Below are 15993 nucleotides of genomic sequence, written 5' to 3'. Positions count from 1 at the left end.
TGTCATAAACAAAAAGGCAGTTGTTTCCGCAACTACCTTTCAGTAAAATAAAGCACTTTTTCAGGAATAAAATATGGCTGATTCTTGAAAAGATTATAGGGTTTAATCCCATTTTTATAATTCAAGTGACGAACTTAATTTTAAGAAAGGCATGACTACATTATATGATAGCTTGTCAATAATGCTCACGACTAAAAGAGCAGTTAGTAAAAGTTAACTGCTCCATACAAGGAGATACAAAGAAAATTACTTCAAATGAGTTTTGACATACAGCCTACATATAGTATTGACGGAAAAATTATTTTAAATCCAAGTTACTTAAAGTAAACATTCCTACAGATACAATGGCTGCACCTACTAAAGAACCTAGCCAATCTCTCCAACTTAATGTATTTAAAGGTGTATCTGTTAGATCTATAATTAAGAAGATAGCAAATATTAATACACCAAATGCTAAGCATCCCCAAGAAGTTTGTAAGGATTTAATTATCTTCTTCCGGAATTTGTTCATATAAATCATCCTTACTAATATTTTGTATTTTTATAAATAAATTATTGCATATATGGAAATTGAAAGTAAAGAGTATACAATATTACATATTGAAACTTAACGAACTAATTATTTTTATAGACAGTGAGGAATAACAATATGACTTAACAGCAGAAGAGATTACTGGAAAATTAAGCGCATAAGTAATCAAAAGCATCCATAACGGGTGCTTTTTTCTTTGTTATATAGAAATTACACATTAAGCATACATGTATACGCATTGTTACGATACGCTAAGGAATAGTAATAAAAATATGAGACCAATAAAACCGTATAAAAACCAAAAGAATCCTAAGACGGGAAATATTTTATGGAAATAAAGCATGGTAAACCTCCTTGGGGATATAAAGGATTATAATATATCGTTGGCCTATATAGAAGGAAAAACATAAATTGGTACATATTAAACGAGGGGTAGAATAAAATGGACATTTGGATTAAAGGATTCTATATAAATAGGTAGAATCTAATTATTTAGTTCACATTTTAATCCAAGGGGTACAAATTCAATGCGACGTGAAAAGGATTTGTTGAAACAATGGAAGGCAGATTTGCAAGTTATTCAAAAAGAGAAGAGACTGAAGAAGAAGGCTAAGAAAAAAAATAAGAAATATAGCATTCCGGGTAATACAGCTGACTTCATGGATGGCAAGAATACTTATCGTAAAGAGAATGGGGTATGGAAACAAAGGAATAAATAAAGTCAGGATAAATAAGTTTGATTAAGTTTATAGCAATTATCGTAGGCGCTTGCCGTAATCTGGGTGGCGTCTTGTTTGTTGTTAAGGAAAGATTAGGGATCAGATAGACTTGCAAATTGAAATATTATTAGTCTGAAACATAGACTAGTAAACAAACCATTTCTAACTTTTAATCATAGAATATGATGAATTCAATTTTTAGAGGAGGGAATCATATCTATGGGATGGAATAATAATTTTGGACATTCTCGAGATTGTAATAGATTTTGGGATGATTTAGTATTTTGTGGATGCGGTCGTAGACGCAGAAGAAACGATTTTAACAACTGTCATTGTAGACGTGACTGCAATTGTGATGAGTGTCGTCGTAGACGTGATCATGAACGCGATCGTAATCATGATCACGGTGACCATCGAGAGTGGTAAATTCTTTTGAAGGAGTGCATATCTTAATCGCACTCTTTTTTATTATGTTTTTATCATTTTAGCCAAGAAGACTCCTTCCTCAAGGAGCGTGAAGGGTCACAGCCGAGTGAGTAGGTGGGAGATGAATTGGCTTCGAACAAGGGATGGCAGGAAGCCATCTTAATTGTTCGACTTACAGAAAGTTTTACTCCACTACCTATCGAATGTACGTTTGGTATATAATAGTCATATACTGAAATGGAGGTGAATTAAATGATAATTAATAAAGCCTTTAAGTTTCGTATCTATCCAAATCAAGCACAAGCAATTCTAATTAACAAAACGATAGGTTGTTCTCGCTTTGTATTCAATCATTTCCTATCCCTATGGGATCACGTATACAAAGAGACTGGAAAAGGTTTAACATATGGTACATGCTCTGCCAAACTTCCTGCCATGAAGAAAGAGTTTGTTTGGCTCAAAGAAGTGGATAGTATTGCGATTCAGTCGTCTGTTCACAACCTTGCGGATGCATATACACGATTTTTCAAAAAACAAAATAGTGCCCCGCGTTTCAAATCCAAGAAGAATAACGTACAATCTTACACCACAAAACAAACAAATGAAAACATTGCCGTTGTAGGGAACAAAATAAAGTTGCCGAAACTAGGCCTTGTTCGATTTGCCAAAAGCCGCGAAGTAAAGGGACGTATTGTAAATGCGACTGTTAGACGAAACCCTTCTGGCAGATATTTTGTGTCACTATTAGTTGAAACAGAAGTACAAGAACTTCCGAAAACACATTCTTACATTGGAATAGATGTAGGACTAAAAGATTTCGCTATTTTGTCAGATGGTAAACCCTATAAAAATCCGAAGTTTTTTCGATTATTAGAAGATAAGGTGGCGAAAGCGCAGCGTGTTCTTTCTAGAAGAATGAAAGGATCTTCTCGCTGGAATAAACAACGAGTAAAGGTAGCTAGAATTCATGAATACATATCAAATGCTAGGAAAGATTACTTGCACAAAATCTCAACTGAAATCATCAAAAATCACGATGTTATCGGTATAGAGGATTTGCAAGTATCGAATATGTTAAAGAATCATAAGTTAGCAAAAGCAATTAGTGAGGTATCATGGTCACAATTTCGAACAATGTTGGAATATAAAGCAAAATGGTATGGAAAACAAGTCATTGTCGTATCGAAAACATTTCCTTCCAGCCAATTATGTTCTTGTTGTGGATATCAAAATAAAGACGTTAAAAATCTAAACCTACGTGAATGGGACTGTCCTTCTTGTCGTACACACCATGATAGGGATATTAACGCAAGTATCAATATAAAGAATGAAGCGATAAGGCTTCTAACCGCAAGGACTGCGGGGTTAGCCTAATCAATTAGAGTTCGATAGAACTCTTTACTTAGGAATCCCTCACTTCTAAACAAAGTGAAAGTGGGGGTAGTTCAACTCTCTATGATTTATCTCAGTATTGTTGTCATATTTTTGGTTGACATAAAGGCGGATGAAGGCATTTTCTTTAAGAGGTTTATTTCCAGGTTTTACACTTCCAAATGTAACTGTTTTTTCTATCCCATCCTTATTATAAGTAGATAAAGTATAGAATCGTTGGTTCCCTTTTATCTCACCGTTGTTTGTTATCTGTACATAATATTGTTCGGTTCCCATTCTATTTATAGTAGGTGATCTTTCGCATCCAATAGCAAAACTAGAAAATAGTGCGAGTAATACAGATATAACTAATGATTTTTTCATATAACACTCTCCTTGTTTGTGTATATAGAAAATTATAGTAAAGAGTTTATAGTGGAAAAATTGATTTTAGTGACATTAATATTACAAAACTTTAAGGAGTAGCTCATTAAGGATTTTTAATAAAATAGTTATTGTATTGAACAAAAAAACATGCACAAAAATTGTACATGTACAGTAAAAAACTATGTCTTGTCTAAGTAAATATATGCTTGGCTTATACAAACTGTGAGTCGTTTTTCATTAAGGAAGATGTTAGAGAAGATTAGAATAAAAATTTTATTTTGTATTAAGTTGGAATATAAAAAGAGCACTTAGTAAAGTGCTCTCGTGACGAGTCTCATTTTATAACGACTATTTTATAAAGAAAGGAACTCAGAATATTATATGTGCGCCAGTCAATTGAGTACCTTGTACAAATAAAGAGCAGCTAGCAAAAGCTAACTGCTCAGGTAATGGAATATGGTTCGAAATGGGTTGTTTACAGTATTGACGGAATATTGAGTTTTATTCAGGGGCAGAAATAGTATATGTACAAACTGTAGGCTGAATTAAATAAAAAATAACAGAGTTGCAACGTAGCAAGATAAAACTGAAATAATAGAAAACATGGTTTTAAGTTTTCGGCGTTCTTTTTCATCCTCCGTGGCAAACAAAATATATTTTCGTATTCCAAATACGAATAGCCAAATGCCAAAGGTTAATCCGAACATTCCAACAAAGAAATGAAGATTTGGGAATGAAGTAGAGGTAGTAGCGGATAAAAGTACAGTTTTAATAGATAAATAAGAAAATGTTGTTAAAAGAGAACAATATATGATAGCAATAATCCATTTTTTCATAATAGTTACCTCCTTTTATGAAATAGTAAATTTATGTAAATGAAAATATTATATCATGAAGCACGTTTATTGTATGTAATGGAGACAACTGAACAAAATACTCCTTTTAATAGAAAGTGAGGAGTAACAACGGGACTAGGAAACCGTGGGATTGCATTTGGAATGCTTATCAATCTAGCGAATGAAAAAAATGTATCAAAGAGGGGGAGTGGTGCTTATAAGCAAGCGCCCGGCTCCTGTGAAGGTATTAAATAAAGGTGGCCGTGTACTAAATGAATTTTATGAAGCTAAAAGTACAGTAGACTATGACGGTGTGTATAAGCGAGCTATCGCATTTGAAGCGAAGTCTACAGAGAAAGATACACGTTTTGATTTGAAGAACATTGCACAGCATCAATTGGATTACCTGGAGAAAGCGGAGAAGATGGGAGCAATTTGTTTCTTCCTTATGTTGAAGAAGCAGTAGCACCAGCTATGTTTGATGGAATGATTCAATTTGATCAGGACCATAAGAAATTAGTAAATAGCATTCAAGCAGCAAAAGAGAAGATGGCTAATAAGAAACACAAATTATTAAAGGTCTAATGGATAACGGAACCATACAGAGTGGTGGGGGCTACTCGCGTTATACGTTTCGAAAAGGTACCTATTTAGGTGCTTTTTTGTTTGCATCTTTCGAGATGGACGAGCATATATTGGAATGTGTGGATGGAAACCACTTTATATATCAGAGCACCTATCAATTATGGGTGTTCTTTTATTATGTGAAAATTTTATAAGTTGTGTGAGAGTTGAAAAATAGTATATTATCTTTCTCAATGTACATATTAAGAAAAGTTTTTAATATCATACATAAAAGGCGGGATAATATGAGTGAAAATAAGAAAAATGAAGAATTGAATAAGATAAAGAAGTATTATTTTAATGAGGACAATCAACCAGTAGCTGGTATAGAGTTAATTTTGCCGCCGGATATAGGAATCATGTTAGACCCTAAATCAGTTAATGATGAAAGTAGAGATATTGATAATGAATAAGTTTAATTTAAGCATCCATTCGGGTGCTTTTTTCTTTGTTGTATAGAAATTACACATTACCCCCCTTTAATACATGACTTAGGCATAGTTGGGAATGAGAATATCATATAATGACACTGAACGGTTTCCAACATGTTCCCCTATATTTTTTCAAGGGAGAGCACTTATTGGGGGAGTGCTCTCTTTCGTTTGTACATAAGGAGGCTTTTATCATATAATATCAGGTCAATATAAATACACCGTTACTCACTTAAAGAGCTCTATAAATAGGTATAGAGCTTTTTTATTGCACATAAGGAATTCCCAAACATACAATATCGAGTCAATGCCAACCAACTTATTCCTTTTCCGAGAGCTATATATATTCCGCTATAAAGCTCTTTTAGGTTGCGCCATTAGAACGGGCAAGGCATTGTCGTATATTTTATACTCAGAAGCTTAGGGCACTTTATAGTGTTCTTTTTTTATTGAACAAAATGGACATTTAAAAATAAGGAGATGATCCATATGGTAACTATGGCACGAAGAAAAAGTGGAGCTTATTCAAAAAGGATGCAAAAAATACGCACCCGTGGCGGCGCGAATGAGAATTATGATTGGCAGTGTAATTATATTCAGCAATATTATAGATATTCCGCATGTATTTGCTGATGGTTAAAATCCGGATGTGAATGAGGTATTTAAAGATGTCCAATCAAACGACGGAAAGATAAAGAATTATATAGAGGGCCAATTATACAATCGTATTGTAAATGCGTTTGAACCGGTTATATTCTTAATTAAAGTGGTGTCATACCCAATAGCATCCGTTGTAGCGTTATATGGTAGTTTGTTCATTATGGTTGGTAGTCAGGAGCGAGGATTCAGTCTAATTTCAAGGGCAGGTATCGGTTATAAAGTGGTGCAAATGATTCCGTTATTTATGAGATTGCTAAGGCTATTTAGTCCTACTTAATGTAGGACTTTTTCATATGATAATAACCATCTATCGTTATTATCAGACAACATATCTTAACTCAACATTCGCAATAAATAGTTTTATGTTTCTAAAATTGTAATATATTTACATAAATGAAAATCAAAAGTATGATGAAGGTGCAAGCTATAAAACTATTAAAGGGGGATTTTTTATGTTAAAGAAACTAGCAATTGGAGCATTAGCGACTGGGGTCATGTTATCTGGAGCTGGCGGTGTGATGGCGGCAGAAAACACACCAACTTTAAGTAAGGAAAAGGTTGCAGACTTAAATACTTTAAGTACGGCGTATACTACTGTTAATGTCTATGGGAGCACTGTTGAGTTTGCTGTAAAAGGCTTAGAAAATCCATTCACTTCAAAGTATTATCAAAAAATAGCTTGGACAAATAGCTATTCGAATCCAAATAATTATAATACATTAGCAGTAGCATATCCACAAAGCGGGAATGGTTATCAGGCATATGGATATGAATCATTAAATAATGTTAAACAAAAAATAGGCTCTGGTCAGACTGTCTATGGTTTCGCCCTAGCAAATAACGGAACCTGGTATCCGGCTGGACAAGCTATAATTAACTATTAAAATTTAAAATAAAAAGGAGTCCTAGTGGGCTCTTTTTTTACTTGTAGGAATTTCTTAACCATCATGGAATACTGTTTACAATATGCAAATATGCATATTGTATTTATTTGGGTTTTTTGTATGTTAAAATTATATATATATAGATTTTTATATATAAAAAACCTTAAATCAAAAATATCCAATGGGTTTTGAGAGGTGTTATATGTTTACAAATAAGAAATTAATTCGAATTGGTCTAACAATATTTGTATTTTTATGTATAATTGATTTTTCAATCGGTTATTTTCAATCATATCTTGCATCAACAGCAGATATTAAATGGACAATGCCAGAAATGTGGGAAACTATTTTGATAGATGCTCCTCGAGGTATACTTGTTCTTTTAGGTGCAATCGCTTTGTATGATTTCACAAAACAGACATCAAAAAAAGATGCATCAATCTAATCATGTCTTTCTTCAATTAAAAATTTCATGATAGTAATCTTAAAAAAAGCCCTGATCAGGGCTTTTTTTCTTGTTACTGATAATGAGACACTATATCTGACTTACATAAATACCCTATTTGTTCAAATCAATCCTTGCTGATGGTACAATTAAAGCCATGGAGGGGAATTATGGGGATTTATTATGTAATACCACTACTTCTTATAAACGGCACTGCGTTATTCTTATTTTTCTTGTCTGTTTCACCAAAAATTAAGACTAAAAACCTATCATCGATAATGGTCTGTTTAGGGATAAATCTAATCACAAGTCCAGCGGCTTTTCTTATAGGTGGGATAGCTGATTATGCAGGTGTGGCGGCTAATTATGGGGCTTATTTTGCGGGTGAGTCGGCAACAGCGCCTCCTCTAGTGAGTCGTGTGCTTTATTTTTCGGGAGGATTTCTCTTCATTCAGGGAATACCACTCCTTATACTAATTGTGGCTTTGTGGAAGGTTGCAAGAGCAAAGAAAATAAATTAAGTATAGAAGTACATGATGAAAGGGTGGATTCCTTTTTAGAGGAGGGATCCGTTTTTTTCTTGCTATCGATTATAATGCGTTATGTTAAATAGAATTGTATAGAGCATTCATTTATTTTTCTTTTATAGATCAATTCATAATATAATATAGAAAATATTTCTTTGTTTCGTCGATTAAGGAGGGAATTTAATATTGGAACAAGAAAAGATTGATATTTTAGCTGAAACCTTATTATTGGAGGTTATAACACAAAAAGTTGAAATGATAGAGCAGCTGCCCATTATGCTAAAAGGTATTGACTATTTAAATGGTTGGACAGAAGTCATTTCAAAAACAACAGAATGTGAAATTTTTGAATCAGATGCACCCAGTGTAATGAATTTTTTTACCGTAGGAGAAAAAGTTTTAATTGAGCTAGAGATGCCATGTCTTATATCAACATGGCAGAATAGAGAACAACTTCTGAGAATTACAACTACTGTGAAAGCAAAATGCTTAGTTTCTCATGCAGAAGTATTTGATTGGAACAATATGAATAAAATAGAATTGTTAAATCGCCAAAAAGATGTGCAATTTGTAGAGTTAAACTATATAGATACTGAATGTGATGATATTCGTGCTTATTGAATTAGACAAAACAATAAATTCTAGTTTTTTACGTATTTAGTAATTCATGTACTTTTTCTGCAGATTTAGAACTAGCTAATATCTTATCCATAGATTTTAATAAATCTGAATTCCGTATAATTAGAACAACATTTTCCATGTACTTAAAACCTCCTAAAGTGTTCTTTAAAAATTTCACGTACTATATGTTTAATATATTTTTATACACCAAATAATCAAGGGCATACTGTCTCTGAAAGAACGTAAATATCGTTTAGAATCTCACATGTAATTACATAAAATATAATCATAATATCCATATATGATTTTCTGTGTAGGGTTTTCTTTTCAAATATTTGAATTGTCTCGAAATAATAGGAACGATTTGTACATTTTTTAAAGTGTAAATCCAGTTAATTGATAGTTGATTTATTTTTATACAGCCAAATAGCTACATCAAATTGTATTAATTTTTTGATTCTTAAAAATTTCATAGTAGGAGTTTGATAATTATAATTTATAAGAAGTAAATATGAAAAAGTTAGAGAATTATCTTAGTTATTAAATAGATTCTGCCTATACTTTAAGTAGAGCCCAACTTATTAAATTTAAATAGTTTATATGTTCATATATAGAATTTTCAAGGGGGTAAATTGTAAATGATTCCAACGTCAACATATGTAGCTAAATGGGTATTAGATGACTTAACACTTGCATCAAGACCAAATCAGGGGATCAAACTAAGTACATTTAAAAAGTTAGAAAAAATTTATGTAGAATACAGAGAAATGATTGAGGGAGATACTAGTTTTGAAATTACACATTATCTGCTAGAGTTTATCAATCCACATAATCTTTTTGTAGTAAGAGATGGTTACTATATATTTGATAATAAAACGATGAAATTTATTAAAGTATCAGACGATATTCATTTTTTAAATCAAAACTTAGCGTATTGTAATAATGGAGTTGCAGTGGATTTAATAAACGGAAAAATGCATTTTTTAGAAGGGCATTATTATAAAGTTAAGACCTCATATGTTGATTTATTAAAAGGAGAAACTATCCCTGTAATGGTACTAAGTCATTTAGATAATAATGTTGGAGTATCAGTTCCTTTGACAATGTTTAATGAGGAAAGAACGTTTAAAATTTCAGAGAGTTATATAGTGGATCTTGCCTCAAAGAATTGTAACAATGAGAGTGAATTTAGTGAAAAGGGAAACGTAATACGATTTCTAAAACCTTCTATTGTGTAGTTAAGTATATATGTTAATCAAATTCATAATGAATTTAAGAGGGGAAAAAATTTTCTTTTGAAATGTATACAGCCTTTCGAGATAAAGTAATTATAAAAGATGAATATAAAGGATTGGTGGAATTAATAAATACAGGAAATTGGGAAGAAGCTGCTTTAAAGTTTCCATTCGTTAAAGAATACATAAAAGTTAATCATAGTAAAGATATTCCATTTACAAAGAAACAGATAAATGAAGCATTTGCAGAAGATTATTTTCTATATATATATGAGGTGGCACATAGGAAACTGGGAAGAAAAGAATGATTATTATACAAATTTAAAAGATAATGAATGGTCATTTATAGCCAATCTCAAGAACTACAGAGATCCAGAACATAACGTGGCACCTATCATATTATTTATGAATGTGGTTTTAAAGGAAGTAGCAGCACATATTATAAGGCTGGAAGTTTGATATGGTGAGGCTGATGGACCGGAAGAATACTTTTTTATAAATAATGAATTTAAAAAGAGTAGCAGTAATGAATTATTGCTGTTGGGTTTATGTATATTCATTTATAATAGAATATGGAAAATTTTACACTGCAATAATAAAGGTTTTATTATACAAGAGCTGGGAGCAGCTCTTTTTATTTTGCTCAGGGGGAGTGTGAAAGAAATAAGTTTATGTTAGTGGCGAAGTTAAATGATCTAATAGAAAATAAAAAGTTACAATTAGTAGAATTGGTAAATAAACATGGTTTTAGTCATACGAAAGTCCTCCATTTAAGTCAGGAAATTGATAAATTAATTAATAAATATATGATTATAAAAAAAGGAACCCTATAATAGTAGGGTTCAAAGGGAACAGATACATAAAATAAATAAAGAGAATAATTTAATTATATAAGAAAATTGATACCGTAATATTGAGAAAGTGTAAAACCTTAATCAATTATTTTCGTTTGAAAAGTGATGTGATTACTATATTAAAACTAAGAACAGATTTAATAGAGAAAGCTTTTAAACTAACTCATATAAAAGAAGACAGCAACGCTAGTAAACAGGAAATTGATATTGCATTTAATTTATATGAAGAGTTACAAAAAATAGATGAACCTAAGAAATTTAAATTTTATCCTTATAATGAAAAGCAAGCCAGTGAATTCTCACTATCTGATTTCTCGAAAGATGCTAAAATAATTCCTCGTTTGAGAAGCTGGGTTTTAGAAGTGCTGCCTATAATTGAATTATTTAAGAAAGTGGGAAAGTTACCCCTAACTAGGGAGAATGATGACTTTATAGAGTATCTTGAACATTGTTTTAATACTTATAGTTCAGGGTTAGAGAGCATTTGTAGTGCAACATTAGAAACAGCGATTACCGAAAATGATTTGGAGCTTGTAAAGGATTTGTGTAATGGAATTATTAATTCTTTAAAAGAATATTATAAAGGTTTTCCGTCAAAGGCTTTTATAGAATTTCGTAGAGTTTTAATAAATAACGTGTCTAGACCAAATCATTTCAATAATATAAAAACACTTCAAAACTTTGACAATGAGTTCCTGTATAAAATGCGAGTGGGTACGGATCATGTTTTTACAAGTGAAGAAATGTTTCATATTCCGTTAGAACTTCGGGGAATAGTCAGCACAAATAGATACAGTATTCCTGGGTTACCATGTATCTATTTAGGAAGCTCACCTTTAACCTGCTGGGAAGAACTTAATAAACCTGATTTAAATACGGTTCAGACTTCAGTATTTAAATCAGATGATATAAGTTATATAGATTTATCTACACCACCTGTTGTTTTTATAGAGAAGATAATTAAGAAATTCTACGACCACGGTACAATTATGAAAAAACGCTTTTTGGCGGATAGGTTAAATGAACCAAATGAAGTAATTTCTTATCTAATTATTTGGCCTTTAATGGCAGCATGTTCTGTACGTGTAAAAAACACGACTAACACATTCAAACCAGAATATATTATCCCACAACTATTATTGCAGTTTATAAGATATGATGGATTTTTTGATGGCGTAAGTTACTTCTCAACCAAAGTGGATAACTATTCTGCTAAAACAGCTGTACTTTATAAAAACTTCGCTTTTCCTGTTCAGGATGGAGCAACTAAAGGTCTTTGTTCAAAATTACAAAGTAAATTTGATGTTTCCGATGCAGTACCGTGGAATATGTTTCAGTTATATAAGGATTCACATCATTGTCTCCCCAATGAGGGAGAGAAACGAGTTGAACATGAATTCATTAATGGAATGAGTTTATTATACTCTTCTACAGATTTTAGTAAGCTTGAAACTTTTTTACAGAACAAATTTTTATTAGAAAGATCTAATTGACATTAGTCTAGAATGTGGGAAGGTATTCAATCTATAGATTCAAATGTTTAGGAGACTAAACGAATTTGTGATATATTTTTAAAGTAGTGCACAAGTGCAAAATCACAAAAAAGATCACCTATGAAATTTTGAGGTGGTCTTTTCATATTGGGGTACGGAAACGATTCTCGGTATGAGGAGCCAATCTGGGATTTAATTACAAATCAAAAAAGAACTTTATTCAATTTCTTTTAATCTACGATACAGAGCGGTCTGACTCACACTAGTAATTTGGCATATTTCTTTAACAGTTTTATTGGTATGCTTGCGCAATTCAATCGCATGATTCATACCTGGGTGCTTATCCGTATATTTCTTCAATCTTCCCCTATACACTCCTTTTTGTTTCGCTAACTTTATTCCTGTTCGTTGCTTTTCTTTAATCATTTCTCGATCAAGTTCACTAAAGGCAGCCATGACAGTTAAAAAGAATTTTCCTGTTGGCGTTTTCGTATCTATTCCTAAATTTAAAATTGCAAAGTGAACATCCTTTTCCCGAAGTTGTTCTACTAATTGTAAAAGCGGAGTCCACTCAAAATGTATCTAACTCGTTAGAAACAAGCACTCAAAGAGACCGTAATTCCGTCAAAGAGGCAATGCGGGGTACATTGCAACTTGGATATCCAGGGATACTTGCTAAAGTTTCTAAGAGCGGAAAAACATGGAGTTATGCTGCTGGTGTAGCTGATCTGAGTACCAAGCAACCAATGAAAACAGATTTTCGTTTCCGGATTGGCAGCGTGACAAAGACGTTCACTGCAACAGTTGTACTTCAATTAGCAGGAGAAAATCGCTTGAATTTAGACGATTCTATTGAAAAATGGTTGCCTGATGTCATTCAAGGAAATGGATATGATGATAAACAGACTACTATCAGGCAATTATTGAATCACACAAGTGGTATCGCTAATTACACAAGGTCAAATGATTTTAATATGATGGATACAAAAAAATCCTATACTGCTGAAGAATTAGTAAAGATGGGAATATCCATGCCTCCAGATTTTGCTCCAGGAAAGAGCTGGTCGTATTCAAATACAGGATATGTATTACTAGGAATTCTTATTGAAAAAGTAACTGGGAACAGCTATGCGGAAGAGATTGAAAATCGAATTATTGAACCACTTGAATTAGCGAATACATTCTTACCTGGAAATTCAAGCGTCATTCCAGGAACCAAGCATGCCCGTGGATATATTCAATTAGACGGAGCAAGTGAGCCGAAAGATGTTACTTATTATAACCCAAGTATGGGGAGCTCGGCCGGAGATATGATTTCTACAGCTGATGATTTAAACAAATTCTTTTCTTATTTACTTGGGGGCAAATTACTGAAAGAAGAGCAACTAAAGCAAATGCTTACAACCGTCCCTACAGGAACAGATGAACTTGGCGATTACGGGCTTGGAATTTCCAAAATAAAGCTTTCAAACGGTGTATCGATATGGGGGCATGGAGGAACCATTCCTGGTTTTTTAACTTTTGCTGGGGCACACTTGGAGGCAAGCATACATTGGCCGTCAATTTAAACAGTATTAAAGCTGATAGTCCTGATCCTTTTAAAAATATTTTACTTGCTGAATTTAGCAAGTAGGTCAAAGGGGAGAACGGATAAGTTTTATCATATTTTCATAGTGGATCAAACAAATGATGAAAACGGTCACTTATCTAAGGAGGTAATTCCGTGATGAAAAATAAGCTAACTGGTGTGTTAGCCACTGCATTAGCGGTGACTATGATTCTACCAACAGGAGCGAAAGCATTTTCTGAAAGTGAGACTACAGTTGTAACTGGTGAAGAAGTAGCTAGTCAGGAACTGAAGAAGATTGCAGCAGAGAAGGCTGAGCTACTTACAAAGTCTTATGAAGCGAATAGCGTGCAGTATGCGCTAATTGATAATGGAAAACTTATTTTGTCGGGTCAGGCTGGCAAGAATGATATGGAGGGGGAAAAGCCGCTAACCAAAGATACTCAATATGGGATTGGTTCAGTCAGTAAAATGTATGCAACAGCGGCTGTAATGAAATTGGTCGATGAAGGGAAAGTCGATTTGGATGCTCCTGTTGTCCGCTATGTTCCTGATTTTAAGATGAAAGACGGTCGATATAAACGTATTACACCGCGTATGTTATTGAATCACTCTTCTGGATTGCAAGGTTCTACGTTAGGTAATGCATTTTTATTTGAAGATAATGATACCTATGCCCATGATACCTTGTTACAGCAACTGTCAAATCAAAACTTGAAGGCGGACCCTGGCGCTTTCTCGGTATACTGTAACGATGGTTTTACGCTGGCCGAAATTTTGGTGGAAAGAGTTAGTGGCATGAGTTTTACTGAATTTCTACATCAAAGTTTTACAGGGCCTTTAAAGATGAATCATATGAAAACGCCGCGGGACAAATGGAGGGATGAGAATCGGGCTGGACTATATTTCCCAGCTTACCAAGGTCAACTTCCAATTGAATCGGTGAATGTAATTGGTACGGGAGGCATATCTTCTACGGCAGAAGATATGGTGCGATTCTCACAATTATTTATGGGACAGGGAAAAGGGATCCTCTCTGATAAGGTAGTCAAGGCAATGGAGCAAGAGGAATATAAAAAAGGAATATGGCCAGGGGATGGAGAGAATATTTTTAACTATGGCCTTGGCTGGGATAGTGTGAAACTATACCCATTTAGTGAATATGGGATTAAAGCTTTGGCTAAGGGCGGCGATACGGCACTGCAACATGCTATATTAGTCGTGCTACCAGAACAGAAAATAGCAGCGGCTGTACTGTCATCTGGTGGTCGGAGCTCTATAAATCAACTATTGGCAACTGAATTGATGCTCACTAGACTTAAAGAAAAAGGTACTATTAAGGACATCAAGCCAAACAAATCCTTTGGCAAGCCGGTCAAAGTCAAAATGCCTCAAGGTGTAGTAAAGAAAGCAGGATTTTATGGCAATAGCGAAACCCATTTTAAAATTGAAATTACGAACAACGGAGAACTGTTCTTACCATCTAATCGAGAAGAAAAATATGTATATACTGCTGATGGAAGTTTTATTAATGAGGAGGGTACTTCCAAGCTCAACTTTGTAACTGAGAAGAATGGAAGAACTTATTTGAAGGAGAGCGCATATAAATCGCATCCAGGTTTAGGGCAAAGTGTGATGACCCACTATTTAGCTGAGAAACTAGAAGACAACGTGCTATCGAAGAAAACCGCTGCTGCATGGGCAAAGAGGGAAGGTGTCAAGTTCTATCTTGTAAACGAGAAATTTAGTTCTATTCAATATCTCGTTCAACCGAAACTTCTTAGTACTCAAATTACTCGCAAGGAAGGCCCAGCAGGTTATTGGGGTGGCAGAAAAATTACAGGTCCGAATACCGCAACGCATCAGCTCCAAATTCCCGTAATGAATGGCCGTGATACAACGGAAACACACTTCTATACAGAAGGTGGAAATGAATATATGGAGATGGCTGGGTTGTTATACGTAAGTGAATCAAATGTAAAACCAATTGATGTAGGCCAATCATCCAAAGTTACGTTGGATACAAATGGGCATGCGAAATGGTTTACAATTCCACAAGCGGCAACAGACAAAAGGATGACCGTGACGTTGCCATCAAATGGTTCATTTGCGGTGTATGATGAGAAGGGAGTTTGCATCAACTTTAGCATCGTGAGTGGCAATAACAAGGTGAAACTGCCGAAGAACGGAACAATCGTATTTGCTGGGGCACCGAAATCGGAATTTGCAATCTCGGTGAACTAGCTACAATTTAAGATGATCTTAAACAAAACCAGTACGGCACAGAAAAGATGTATTACTGGTTTTGTTTGTATTTACGCATTCTCTACGAAAAAACTTGAATAATATCACGCTCAAGCACTATAAAACATCTATAATAC

Annotated in this window: 15 protein-coding genes and 5 pseudogenes; 16 read left to right on the top strand and 4 right to left on the bottom strand. The window is 33.7% G+C overall.

The features are described 5' to 3' along the window. Positions 1-298: 298 nt before the first annotated feature. Positions 299-511: a hypothetical protein gene (locus tag ACTFP3_RS27115; RefSeq protein ID WP_440011766.1), complete on the bottom strand. Its 213-nt coding sequence runs from the start codon at positions 509-511 to the stop codon at positions 299-301. Between the two features lie 548 nt (positions 512-1059). On the opposite strand from ACTFP3_RS27115, the gene ACTFP3_RS27110 reads away from it, so the two are divergent. From ACTFP3_RS27110 to tnpB, 3 genes are all read left to right on the top strand, one after another. Continuing rightward, positions 1060-1251: a hypothetical protein gene (locus tag ACTFP3_RS27110; RefSeq protein WP_001250605.1), complete on the top strand. Its 192-nt coding sequence runs from the start codon at positions 1060-1062 to the stop codon at positions 1249-1251. A gap of 219 nt (positions 1252-1470) precedes the next feature. Beyond that, positions 1471-1677, top strand: a complete 207-nt coding sequence (locus ACTFP3_RS27105; RefSeq protein WP_326036853.1) for a hypothetical protein — start codon at positions 1471-1473, stop codon at positions 1675-1677. 252 nt (positions 1678-1929) lie between these two features. Continuing rightward, complete coding sequence (gene tnpB / locus ACTFP3_RS27100; RefSeq protein WP_440011764.1) at positions 1930-3051, top strand: IS200/IS605 family element RNA-guided endonuclease TnpB; 1122 nt, start codon at positions 1930-1932, stop codon at positions 3049-3051. A 45-nt stretch (positions 3052-3096) separates the two neighbouring features. Here tnpB and ACTFP3_RS27095 read toward each other — a convergent pair whose 3' ends face one another. Continuing rightward, a complete protein-coding gene (locus tag ACTFP3_RS27095) occupies positions 3097-3432 on the bottom strand; it encodes a DUF1093 domain-containing protein (RefSeq protein WP_071715081.1) in 336 nt (111 codons plus the stop codon). 548 nt (positions 3433-3980) lie between these two features. Continuing rightward, positions 3981-4271 carry a hypothetical protein gene (locus ACTFP3_RS27090; protein ID WP_000758756.1) on the bottom strand — a complete coding sequence of 97 codons (291 nt, stop codon included), beginning with the start codon at positions 4269-4271 and terminating at the stop codon, positions 3981-3983. 162 nt (positions 4272-4433) lie between these two features. Between ACTFP3_RS27090 and ACTFP3_RS27085 the strand changes: the two are divergent. The 11 genes and pseudogenes from ACTFP3_RS27085 (at position 4434) to ACTFP3_RS27035 (ending at position 12045) form a co-directional block, all read left to right on the top strand. Then, positions 4434-4856, top strand: a pseudogene (locus ACTFP3_RS27085) (Holliday junction resolvase RecU). A gap of 284 nt (positions 4857-5140) precedes the next feature. Further along, entirely contained in the window at positions 5141-5308 is a 168-nt protein-coding gene (locus ACTFP3_RS27080) for a hypothetical protein (RefSeq protein ID WP_001293569.1), read from the top strand. Positions 5309-5817: 509 nt separating this feature from the next. Continuing rightward, positions 5818-6263: pseudogene (locus ACTFP3_RS27075) on the top strand (hypothetical protein); the annotation flags it as partial. Between the two features lie 175 nt (positions 6264-6438). Continuing rightward, a complete protein-coding gene (locus ACTFP3_RS27070) occupies positions 6439-6870 on the top strand; it encodes a hypothetical protein (RefSeq protein WP_440011761.1) in 432 nt (143 codons plus the stop codon). 181 nt (positions 6871-7051) lie between these two features. Beyond that, positions 7052-7315 carry a DUF3937 family protein gene (locus tag ACTFP3_RS27065; protein WP_025118347.1) on the top strand — a complete coding sequence of 88 codons (264 nt, stop codon included), beginning with the start codon at positions 7052-7054 and terminating at the stop codon, positions 7313-7315. A 170-nt stretch (positions 7316-7485) separates the two neighbouring features. After that, positions 7486-7836, top strand: a complete 351-nt coding sequence (locus tag ACTFP3_RS27060) for a hypothetical protein (RefSeq protein WP_029948484.1) — start codon at positions 7486-7488, stop codon at positions 7834-7836. A gap of 192 nt (positions 7837-8028) precedes the next feature. Beyond that, on the top strand, positions 8029-8463 hold the full coding sequence (locus tag ACTFP3_RS27055) for a hypothetical protein (RefSeq protein WP_098645515.1): 435 nt from the start codon (positions 8029-8031) through the stop codon (positions 8461-8463). A 638-nt stretch (positions 8464-9101) separates the two neighbouring features. Continuing rightward, a complete protein-coding gene (locus tag ACTFP3_RS27050; protein ID WP_440011758.1) occupies positions 9102-9701 on the top strand; it encodes a hypothetical protein in 600 nt (199 codons plus the stop codon). Between the two features lie 62 nt (positions 9702-9763). Further along, positions 9764-10157, top strand: a pseudogene (locus ACTFP3_RS27045) (hypothetical protein). A gap of 212 nt (positions 10158-10369) precedes the next feature. Then, positions 10370-10531, top strand: coding sequence for an aspartyl-phosphate phosphatase Spo0E family protein (locus tag ACTFP3_RS27040; RefSeq protein WP_025118349.1), 162 nt, complete (start codon positions 10370-10372; stop codon positions 10529-10531). A gap of 80 nt (positions 10532-10611) precedes the next feature. Then, positions 10612-12045, top strand: a complete 1434-nt coding sequence (locus tag ACTFP3_RS27035; RefSeq protein WP_440011756.1) for a hypothetical protein — start codon at positions 10612-10614, stop codon at positions 12043-12045. A gap of 216 nt (positions 12046-12261) precedes the next feature. On the opposite strand, the pseudogene ACTFP3_RS27030 reads toward ACTFP3_RS27035, so the two are convergent. Then, positions 12262-12606 (bottom strand): annotated as a pseudogene (locus tag ACTFP3_RS27030) (recombinase family protein); the annotation flags it as partial. On the opposite strand from ACTFP3_RS27030, the pseudogene ACTFP3_RS27025 reads away from it, so the two are divergent. Together ACTFP3_RS27025 and ACTFP3_RS27020 are read left to right on the top strand one after the other, a co-directional pair. Beyond that, a pseudogene (locus ACTFP3_RS27025) lies at positions 12558-13678 on the top strand (serine hydrolase domain-containing protein). The pseudogenes ACTFP3_RS27030 and ACTFP3_RS27025 sit on opposite strands and share 49 nt — an antisense overlap. 93 nt (positions 13679-13771) lie before the next feature. Further along, positions 13772-15856, top strand: coding sequence for a serine hydrolase domain-containing protein (locus ACTFP3_RS27020; protein WP_440011754.1), 2085 nt, complete (start codon positions 13772-13774; stop codon positions 15854-15856). Positions 15857-15993 lie beyond the last annotated feature (137 nt).

The organism is Bacillus cereus group sp. MYBK5-2 (assembly GCF_051915685.1).
GTDB classification, from domain to species: Bacteria; Bacillota; Bacilli; order Bacillales; family Bacillaceae_G; genus Bacillus_A; species Bacillus_A cereus.
The sequence above is the reverse complement of the archived record's forward strand: the minus strand, read 5'-3'. Positions and strand labels throughout refer to the sequence as shown.

Coding starts and splice junctions, on each gene's coding strand:
- ACTFP3_RS27080 (WP_001293569.1), top strand. CDS start 5,141: ATGAGTGAAAATAAGAAAAATGAAGAATTGAATAAGATAAAGAAGTAT.
- ACTFP3_RS27105 (WP_326036853.1), top strand. CDS start 1,471: ATGGGATGGAATAATAATTTTGGACATTCTCGAGATTGTAATAGATTT.
- ACTFP3_RS27065 (WP_025118347.1), top strand. CDS start 7,052: ATGGGTTTTGAGAGGTGTTATATGTTTACAAATAAGAAATTAATTCGA.
- ACTFP3_RS27040 (WP_025118349.1), top strand. CDS start 10,370: ATGTTAGTGGCGAAGTTAAATGATCTAATAGAAAATAAAAAGTTACAA.
- ACTFP3_RS27090 (WP_000758756.1), bottom strand. CDS start 4,271: ATGAAAAAATGGATTATTGCTATCATATATTGTTCTCTTTTAACAACA.
- ACTFP3_RS27060 (WP_029948484.1), top strand. CDS start 7,486: ATGGGGATTTATTATGTAATACCACTACTTCTTATAAACGGCACTGCG.
- ACTFP3_RS27070 (WP_440011761.1), top strand. CDS start 6,439: ATGTTAAAGAAACTAGCAATTGGAGCATTAGCGACTGGGGTCATGTTA.
- ACTFP3_RS27110 (WP_001250605.1), top strand. CDS start 1,060: ATGCGACGTGAAAAGGATTTGTTGAAACAATGGAAGGCAGATTTGCAA.
- ACTFP3_RS27050 (WP_440011758.1), top strand. CDS start 9,102: ATGATTCCAACGTCAACATATGTAGCTAAATGGGTATTAGATGACTTA.
- ACTFP3_RS27095 (WP_071715081.1), bottom strand. CDS start 3,432: ATGAAAAAATCATTAGTTATATCTGTATTACTCGCACTATTTTCTAGT.
- ACTFP3_RS27115 (WP_440011766.1), bottom strand. CDS start 511: ATGAACAAATTCCGGAAGAAGATAATTAAATCCTTACAAACTTCTTGG.
- ACTFP3_RS27020 (WP_440011754.1), top strand. CDS start 13,772: ATGAAAAATAAGCTAACTGGTGTGTTAGCCACTGCATTAGCGGTGACT.
- tnpB (WP_440011764.1), top strand. CDS start 1,930: ATGATAATTAATAAAGCCTTTAAGTTTCGTATCTATCCAAATCAAGCA.